Annotated in this window: 7 protein-coding genes; all 7 read left to right on the top strand. The window is 61.3% G+C overall.

Annotated elements, in window-relative coordinates:
• The coding region (locus VHD36_16795) for a DUF6600 domain-containing protein (protein ID HVU88985.1) at positions 1-1565 on the top strand (1565 nt) is incomplete at its 5' end.
• A gap of 198 nt (positions 1566-1763) precedes the next feature.
• The gene (locus VHD36_16790) at positions 1764-3623 is read left to right on the top strand and encodes an ATP-binding cassette domain-containing protein (GenBank protein ID HVU88984.1); all 1860 of its coding nucleotides are present in this window, start codon (positions 1764-1766) and stop codon (positions 3621-3623) included.
• A 259-nt stretch (positions 3624-3882) separates the two neighbouring features.
• The gene (locus VHD36_16785; GenBank protein HVU88983.1) at positions 3883-4401 is read left to right on the top strand and encodes a spore coat U domain-containing protein; all 519 of its coding nucleotides are present in this window, start codon (positions 3883-3885) and stop codon (positions 4399-4401) included.
• An 11-nt stretch (positions 4402-4412) separates the two neighbouring features.
• Entirely contained in the window at positions 4413-5108 is a 696-nt protein-coding gene (locus VHD36_16780) for a fimbria/pilus periplasmic chaperone (GenBank protein ID HVU88982.1), read from the top strand.
• A 79-nt stretch (positions 5109-5187) separates the two neighbouring features.
• The gene (locus VHD36_16775) at positions 5188-7389 is read left to right on the top strand and encodes a fimbria/pilus outer membrane usher protein (protein HVU88981.1); all 2202 of its coding nucleotides are present in this window, start codon (positions 5188-5190) and stop codon (positions 7387-7389) included.
• A gap of 19 nt (positions 7390-7408) precedes the next feature.
• The gene (locus VHD36_16770) at positions 7409-7864 is read left to right on the top strand and encodes a spore coat U domain-containing protein (protein HVU88980.1); all 456 of its coding nucleotides are present in this window, start codon (positions 7409-7411) and stop codon (positions 7862-7864) included.
• Positions 7865-8012: 148 nt separating this feature from the next.
• The coding region (locus tag VHD36_16765; protein HVU88979.1) for a hypothetical protein at positions 8013-8534 on the top strand (522 nt) is incomplete at its 3' end.

Below are 8534 nucleotides of genomic sequence, written 5' to 3'. Positions count from 1 at the left end.
CAAAATCCGGAGATGTGTCGGCCCATACAACAACAACGGACGCCAACGACTCCGTCTTCGTCGGCAATTGCGCGAACAACGGCCAAACCTCGCAGGTCCTTTTTGTCTACGGCCCGGACGGCAAACGCCTCGGCACCGCCGATCTCACTGGTAACGGCAAGGGACTGGTGCAGTCCTACGACGTCAAGGACAGCGCGATCCTTGTCGAACAGAACCAAGGCAATCCTCCGCAGCTTTCCAAGACCAACTATGCGCTGCTAAATGGAAAGCTCGTCGATACGGCGACCGGCGAACCGGTCGCGGTGGCATCTGCGGACACCACGGACAGTGGTGATATCGACACGATCAGCTACCAGTCGTTCCACGACAAGCTTCAGCCGTACGGCAAGTGGATCGATCACCCACGATGGGGCTGGGCCTGGCATCCGCTCGCCGCGAACTTCCGCCCCTACGAGAACGGGCACTGGGAGGATAGCGACGAATACGGTTCGGTCTGGGTGTCGGCTGATCCATGGGGCGACACGCCTTATCACTACGGCCGCTGGGGCTACGATCCGAACTATGGCGGCTGGCTCTGGGTGCCGGGTTACGTGTGGGGTCCGTCGTGGGTGACATGGCGCGCCGACGACGACAATATCGGTTGGTTTCCTATCCCGCCCGGCGAGTGGGACGGAGACGGTGACTATCCGGACTACTGGTCGACCTGGTACGGCTATGAGGGTGTGCTCGATGCCGCGGCGTTCTACAGCCTCTGGTCGTTCGTGCCGGCCACCGACATTTTTGTGGGCAACGTCCGTACCCGCATCATCGATCGCCGCGGCTATGGGCGGTTCATGGCGCGGACGCGTGGCTGGGGCCGCATCGGCAGCGCGCACGGTCACATCGTGAATCGCGCCTTTGATCGGGGCCGGTTCGCGGCGAATTTCCACCGCGGGTTTCCGGGGGGCGCACGCCACGACTTCCATGATCGTGGTTCGCACGCGATCGCCGCGGCGCGCCACATCGAGGCGCGCGAACTCCGGAGCGGGGGCGGACTGCACGCGGGAATCCACGAGCGGGTTGGCTACCAGAAATCCGGCGGCGGCATGGGCGGACTGCATCACCAGGCAGGCTTTAACCGCACAGGTTCGTACCGCTCCAACGGCTTCACGAGATCGGGGACCGGATTTGGCAAATCAAGAAATGAAGGTGGCGGCTTTGCGCGAACCGGGTCCTACAATCATTCCAGCACGGGTTTCGCGCGCAGCAACGGCGGCGGCGGAATGTTTGGCCATAACAATTCCGGAGGCGGCTTCGCGCGCAGCAACGGCGGGGGCGGCGGGATGTTCGGTAATCGTAGCAACGGCGGCGGTGGCGGCGGGTTCAGCAACAACGGCGGCGGCGGAATGTTTGGCCATAACAATGCCGGCGGTGGTGGAGGGTTGAACAGCAGCGGCGGAGGCGGAATGTTCGGCAGCCGCAACAATGGCGGCGGCGGATCGTTCGCCGGCCATAGTAATGGCGGTGGGAATTCCAACCATTCCAATAGCAACAGTGGCGGCGGTGGCGGTCACCATCACCACTAACTAGGGCGAAATTCCTTCAATCCGGGCCGGGCATTTCGAAAAGGGATGTCCGGCTCATTTCTTTGCAAACTTAAGGCACGCGCCTGGTGCGCAAGACGCAACGCAGCGTGAGGACGCGTCCACGACCGCTCGCCCATCTCGTCTCGTTACGTACCGCAAACCTCGAAACTATAGTCACTCGTCCTGATGGTAAGCGCATTGACGCAGGACCGCCGCCGCGCGTGCCAGATCGTGCCGGCAATGGTATTGCGTCCCGCCATGGCTCCACGTTTGTTTCTCCGAGACGTCCATGTCACTCACGGAAGTGAGCCGCTGCTCGACGGCGCGGAGCTCGCCGTCGATGAAGGTGCACGGCTGTGCGTGGTGGGTCGCAACGGTTCGGGCAAATCGACTCTGCTAAAAATCGCCGCCGGACTGGTGGAGCCGGATTCTGGGGAGCGCTTCGTCCAACCGGGCGTGACCATTCGCTATCTGCCGCAGGAGCCGGACTTTTCCGGCCTCCACACGCTCGGCGACTATGCGCGCGCGGATCTCGGCCCCGGTGACGATCCTCATCGCGTCACATATCTGCTGAATGCGCTCGGCCTCACCGGAGAAGAAGGAACAGTGCATGTCTCCGGAGGCGAGGCGAGGCGCGCGGCGCTGGTGCGCGTGCTTGCACCCTCGCCCGACATTCTCCTGCTCGACGAACCGACAAACCATCTCGATCTTCCCGCCATCGAATGGCTGGAAGACGAACTTGCTTCGATGCGCTCCGCACTGGTCCTCGTCAGCCATGACCGGCGCTTCCTTTCGAACCTTTCGCGCGGCACGCTATGGCTCGACCATGGGCAGACGCGCTTGCTCAATCGCGGGTTCGCGCAATTTGAATCATGGCGCGACGAAGTACTGGAGCAGGAAGAACTCGAACGTCACAAACTTGACCGCAAAATTGTGCTGGAAGAGCACTGGCTGCGCTACGGCGTGACCGCGCGCCGCAAACGCAACGTGAGGCGTCTTGCCGGTCTGGGAGAGTTGCGCAAGCAAAGGCGCGGCCGCCGCCGTGTGTCCAGCCTGAAGATGGTAGCGAGCGAAGGCGATCTCTCCGGTACCTTGGTGATAGAAGCAACCCGGGCCTCGAAGGCATATGAAGGCAAGACGATCGTCGAAGACTTCTCGATTCGCGTGCTGCGCGGCGACCGGATCGGCCTTGTCGGCGCCAACGGTTCCGGCAAGACCACGCTGCTCAATCTTCTCACCGGACGGCTGGAGCCCGACAGCGGAACGATCGCGATCGGCGCGAACGTCCATGTGGCATCGCTGGATCAGGATCGTCGCAAGCTCCTGCCGGACACGACTCTCGCCGACGTGCTGACCGGCGGACACGGCACCACAATCACAGTCGCGGGCAAGCCGAAGCATGTGATGAGCTACATGCAGGATTTCCTGTTCACGCCGGAACAGGCGCGCCAGCCCGTGCGCGTGTTGTCGGGTGGGGAACGCGCTCGGCTACTGCTTGCGCGCGCGTTGGCGGCGGAGTCAAATCTCCTGGTGCTGGATGAGCCGACCAACGATCTCGACCTCGAAACACTGGACCTGCTGCAGGAGATGATTGCCGATTATTCCGGTACAGTTCTGCTTGTCAGTCACGACCGCGATTTTCTCGACCGTACCGTGACGTCTGTGCTGATGGCGGAAGGTCACGGCCGCTTTGTCGAATATGCCGGCGGTTACACCGACATGCTGGCACAACGTGGTTCGGGCGTCGCCGCCAGGGAATTTACCCAAGCCGCGCCGCGCGCGCGCGAGCGCACCGCGAGCGAGCCGACGCGAAACAGGCGCAAGCTGTCCTTCAACGACAAGCACGCGCTTGCAACATTGCCGGACGAGATAGCGAAGCTCGAACATCAGATCGCAAAGATCCAGCAAGAATTGGCCGACGCCGGTCTATACGCGCGCGATCAAAAGCGATTTGCCGCGCTCAGCGACGCTTTGACAACTGCGCAAAAGGCGCTTGAGGAAAGTGAAGACCGCTGGATCAAGCTCGAAATTCTGCGCGGGGAGATCGAAGGCCGGTAGAGGGCCTGCGTGGACGTGTCCAACGCGCCATGCGGCAGCGGTTCTCGCGCTGACGGAATCCGGCTCAATCGGAATTACGCTGGCAGTATTGCCGGTCGCGGAAGTTTGCATACGACCTCTCCTCAGTTCGACCGATTGCTTTTGACTCGGCCCGGAGGGCGGAGACCGAAGCCCTTCCCGCTAAGGTTTTCTTCACGGCTGTACGCTACAACTATCGCGTAAGTTGTGTACAAGAAAATTACCCGCACTGGAGGCAGCCATGGCGAACATATTGGTCCGGCAGCGATTTTTCCACCCGGCAATCCTTATATCGCTTGCCTCGTTCGTCCTGGCGTCTCCTTTGGAAGCCGCGACGGTGCAGGTCCCTTTTGCGGTTTCAGCAACCGTGCAGCAAGTCTGCGCCGTCGCCGCGACCAACCTCTCATTTGGATCCTATGACGCGTCGCTAGGGTCACCCGACGATGCAACCGGAACAATCACAGTGACCTGCACACCGAGCAGTAGTTACAGCATCGCTCTCAACGCGGGAACGACGTCGGGGGGCACCGAAGCCGCACGTCTGATGAGCGACGGAAATTCACACACATTGACGTATGACCTCTTCACCGATGCCGGCCATACGACAAAATGGGGCGACGGCACTATGTCTACCGTGCTCGTCAGCGGCACGGCGGATGGCACGCATCAGAACTACACATTGTACGGCCAGGTCGGCACTGGGCAATTCGTGCCCTCCGGCGACTACACCGACACCGTTACTGCGACTGTGAACTACTGAAGATCCCCGCCTTGCGAAGCGCCATCCTCGGAGCACTGATACTGGCCGCCACGCCGCAAGCGATGCGCGCGGCTTCGCTGGAGGTCGTTCCCACGACAATCGAAATGCCCGCCGCGGGTGGCACGGCGCAGTTGCGCCTCGTCAGTCAGGGCAACGAGGCAGTCGACATACAGATCGAGTCCTTCGCCTGGACTCAGAACGGCGCGGAGTCTCTCGCCGCCAGCGACGACATCATCGTCAGCCCGCCGTTTGTCCGTCTCGATCCCCGGCGTTCCCAGATCGTGCGATTGCTCCTTGCACCGCCCGCCCAGTCGCAAACCGAACGAAGCTATAGAATCCTGGTCACGCAATTGCCCGATCCCGCAGCAGTCACCCAGGGCCCGCGTGTGCTTCTTCAGTTCAGCGTTCCCCTGTTTTCGGGAGAGGGGCACGCCCCGGATGTAACTTGGACCGCATTCAAAGAGAACACAGGGGTGCGCCTCGAGGCCCACAATAGCGGGGCACGACGCGCCAAATTCACCAACCTCGAACTTGTGTCACATTCCGGGCAGCGCAGAAGAGTATCTTCGCATGCACTGACCTATGTCCTTGCGGGTGCTACGCGTGCGTGGAGCGTTGGGGATATCGCGTCCACGGAAGGACTAAGCCTGGAAGGAGACGACGACCGCGCAGGCCGCCACATTTCAATCCCGCTCGCGATCGACTGACATGTTCGCGCGCCGAGTCTGTCTCGCGGCGGCGTTGCTCGCCTGTTCTTCCCCTGCCCTGGGATCGGAGTCGCATCAGATGGCGCTCGAACTCTGGATCAATGGTATTTGCACGCATCACACGCTCCTCGTGTGGCGCCGTGGAGCGGATTTCGTGCTGTCACGCCGGGAATTGGCCAGCGAAGGCTTAACGCTGGCCGGCAATTCCGCAGACGTGACTGTCGGTGTCGATACGGAAGTCGGCGCCATGCTCGACGAGGCAAACCAGCGTCTGATGGTCACCGCGCCGGACAGAAATCTCGTACCGCATGTGTTCGACCTTCGTCCCCCCGTGCGATATGAGACCGACCCCACGCCGTCCGGCTTGAAACTGAACTATGATGTATCCGCTGAAGTTTCCGATCTCCGAACATTCGCTCAAACAGGTCTGGGGTTTTCCGGTTCGGCGTCCTACTTTACTTCTCACGGCACGCTACTCGCGTCGGGTTTCGCGCGCGCGCTCGCCGGCCACAGCGAAGGCGTGCGGCTCGACACCGCCTATATTGTCGACGATCCGCTTCAAGTACGACGCTGGACGGTCGGCGATGCCATTAGCGGGAGCCTGCCGTGGGCTCGCTCGGTGCGCTTTGCAGGCTTTCAGCTGGCCTCCGATTTCACGCTGCGGCCCGATCTCGTGACAACTCCACTTCCGCAGTTCTTTGGGCAAACAGCAGTACCCGCCTCTGTCGATGTTTTGATCGGCGCGACCAAGGTTTTCGAAACCGAGGTCGATCCTGGTCCCTTCGAGTTGCGAAACCTGCCGATCGTCAGCAGCGGCAGCGACGCGACCGTCGTCATGACTGATGTGCTTGGACGGCAGACGACGCAGACCATCTCGATCTACGACACTGGCGACTTGCTCGCGCCGGGACTGAGTGCATATTCGCTCGACACGGGCTTTCTTCGGCGCGGCTACGGCGTCGATAGTTTCGGGTATGACAGGCCGATGGCGTCGGCAACGTTCCGCCACGGTGTCACCCCGGCACTTACAGTCGAGACGCAGAGCGAAGTCTCGGCAGATGTTCAGATGGCAGGCGCCGGGCTGGTTTTCGCGTGGCAGCCTATTGCCGTCATCGACGCCGACGCAGCCGGAAGCCTCAGTAAAGGTCGTTCTGGCGGCCTGATCTCCGCGGGATTTCATAGTCGCTGGGACCGGTTTATGCTCTTCGGATCTTGGTCTTCCGCCTCCGCCGGATATGCGGATTTCACGAAGGTCGCAGGCGCGCCTCAGGATCGCGATCGGCTCCAACTCGGCATCAGCGCGTCGCTCGACCGGTTCGGCGCAGTATCCTTTTCCGAAATCGACCGCAGCGTCGATAGGGGCTCCGCGTCCCGCCTTTCGACGGTGAGTTACGCGCTTGATTGCGGTGGCCGATCTCTTACGCTGTCGGGGTTCTACGACAGGAACGCAAATCGCTGGTACGCCTCCACGACATTCAGTGTGTTGCTGGGGCCAAGGACTTCCGTGTCAGCTTCTTCGAGTTCCGGCAGCGCTGACACCGCCTCAATGTCTTACGCTCGCGATGCCGATCCTGACGGCGGCTTCGGCTATCGGCTGAGCGGGCACGCGGGTTACGGCGCAGGCTTTGATGCGCAGACCGATTGGTTCGGAGAGCACGCGTCGGGCGACCTCGACCTGTCGAGCTCCGGCTCCGCCACCGGAATGCGCGCCGGGTTGAACGGCACAGTTGTCGTTGTGGACAAACATATCCTGGTGGCACGCCAGAGTGATGGCGCTGTCGCGCTGGTGAAAACGGGCTTGCCCAATATTCAAGTCTACCTCGAGCATCGACCTGTGGCCGTGTCCGATGAATCGGGCGATGCTTTGGTGCCGGGACTCACTCCCTTCATCGCGAACCACATCGGCGTGAACCCTGACGACTACCCGATCTCAACGGTTGTCGAAACGGACGAGCGTGTCGCAAAACCGAGCCGTGGCGGCGCGGTCGTCGTGGACCTTGCGCCGCGCAAGCGGCATCCGTTGCTCGTTTCCGTGCGTCTTGAAGATGGACTGTTTCCGCCTGTGGGAAGTCTGGCGACGCTTGGCGACGGCGGGATGAAGCTCGTTGTCGGCCACAAGGGCCAAATCTATATAGACGATTTGACCGCACGCTCAACGGTCACGCTCTCGTTGCCCGAAGGAGTCTGCGAATTTGTGATTGCTCCGCCCCCAGTGACAGACGGGCACTTTCCCAAACTGGGACCCGCGCTGTGCCGACCGGTGGTATCCGGTGCATCGTAGCCTCGTCGTCGGAGCGACGATGGTGCTTTGCGCATCTTGCGCCGGGCCGGCGTTGGCGTCCGGCTGTACGCTTGCCGGCGGCGCGCCGACGTTGACGGCGACCGACATCCATTTTGCGGCCTACAGTGCAAGCGACAGCTTCCCTGGCGAGGCCAACGGAAATTTGAGAATCCAATGCCCCCTCGGGATTGGTCTTCTTCCTTCATTCGAAATCGCGTTGTCGGCGGGGGTGGGCGGGACCTTCTCGCCGCGCCACATGGCAATGGGGGCCAGCCAGCTCAGCTACAATATCTACACGACCTCGGGATATTCCGCCATTTGGGGAGATGGGACGGGCGGAACGGTCACCCAGAGCTTCAGCGCGTTGCTTTCGCTGGGTACGGTCACCTACGCGACTTACGGCCGTATTCCGGCAGGGCAATACATTGCTGCCGGCTCTTACGGCGATTCGATCACGGTCACGCTCATGTATTGAAGACGTGTAGCTGTAATGGCGTGCCGATCAGCACCGCCGAGGTCCCACATTTGCGTGATTTCGGCAGTGCAGCATTGGCGCGCCTCTACAAAAAGCGATAAGCGTGACTATCTCTCAAGTCTGTTTGGGCGCAATTCGGGGGAAATCCATGATCCGCACAGCCGCATTCATTGCCGCCTTGTTCGTCGTCACATCAGCGATGGCGCAAACGCCGGACGACCAGCTTGCCAAACCGCCTGCGGACGCGAAGATATGGACGCTGACCTCGAGCAATGGTGTGTCACGACACGGCCAGACGGCGATCTGGACCACGAAGGACGGCACTCATTGGTCCCGATTCAGTTTTAACCTCCGCGGTTTTGTCTCCGAGATGGACGAGCAGAACCGCTTTGCTCCGGACGGCACGCTCCAGAGTCTGATCGTCCGCGGGCACAATCCGCAGGGTGATGTCGCGGAGACCTATGAGGTGCAAAACGGCACCTACACCTACAAGACGCCAGTCGATCACGGCGAAGGCAAGACCGCGCCCGATCTCGCCTATGTAAGTTTCGGCGGCACGTTCGATTCATTTCTCTTTCTCATAGACGCGATGCTCAAATCGCCAAGTCATTCCGTCCGTCTTCTGCCGTCAGGCACCGGGCATATTGCCCCGCTGACGGAACTCGACGTA

The sequence above is a fragment of the Pirellulales bacterium genome, from assembly GCA_035546535.1.
Taxonomy (GTDB): domain Bacteria; phylum Planctomycetota; class Planctomycetia; order Pirellulales; family JACPPG01; genus JACPPG01.
This window is presented reverse-complemented; position numbering and strand designations above follow the sequence as displayed.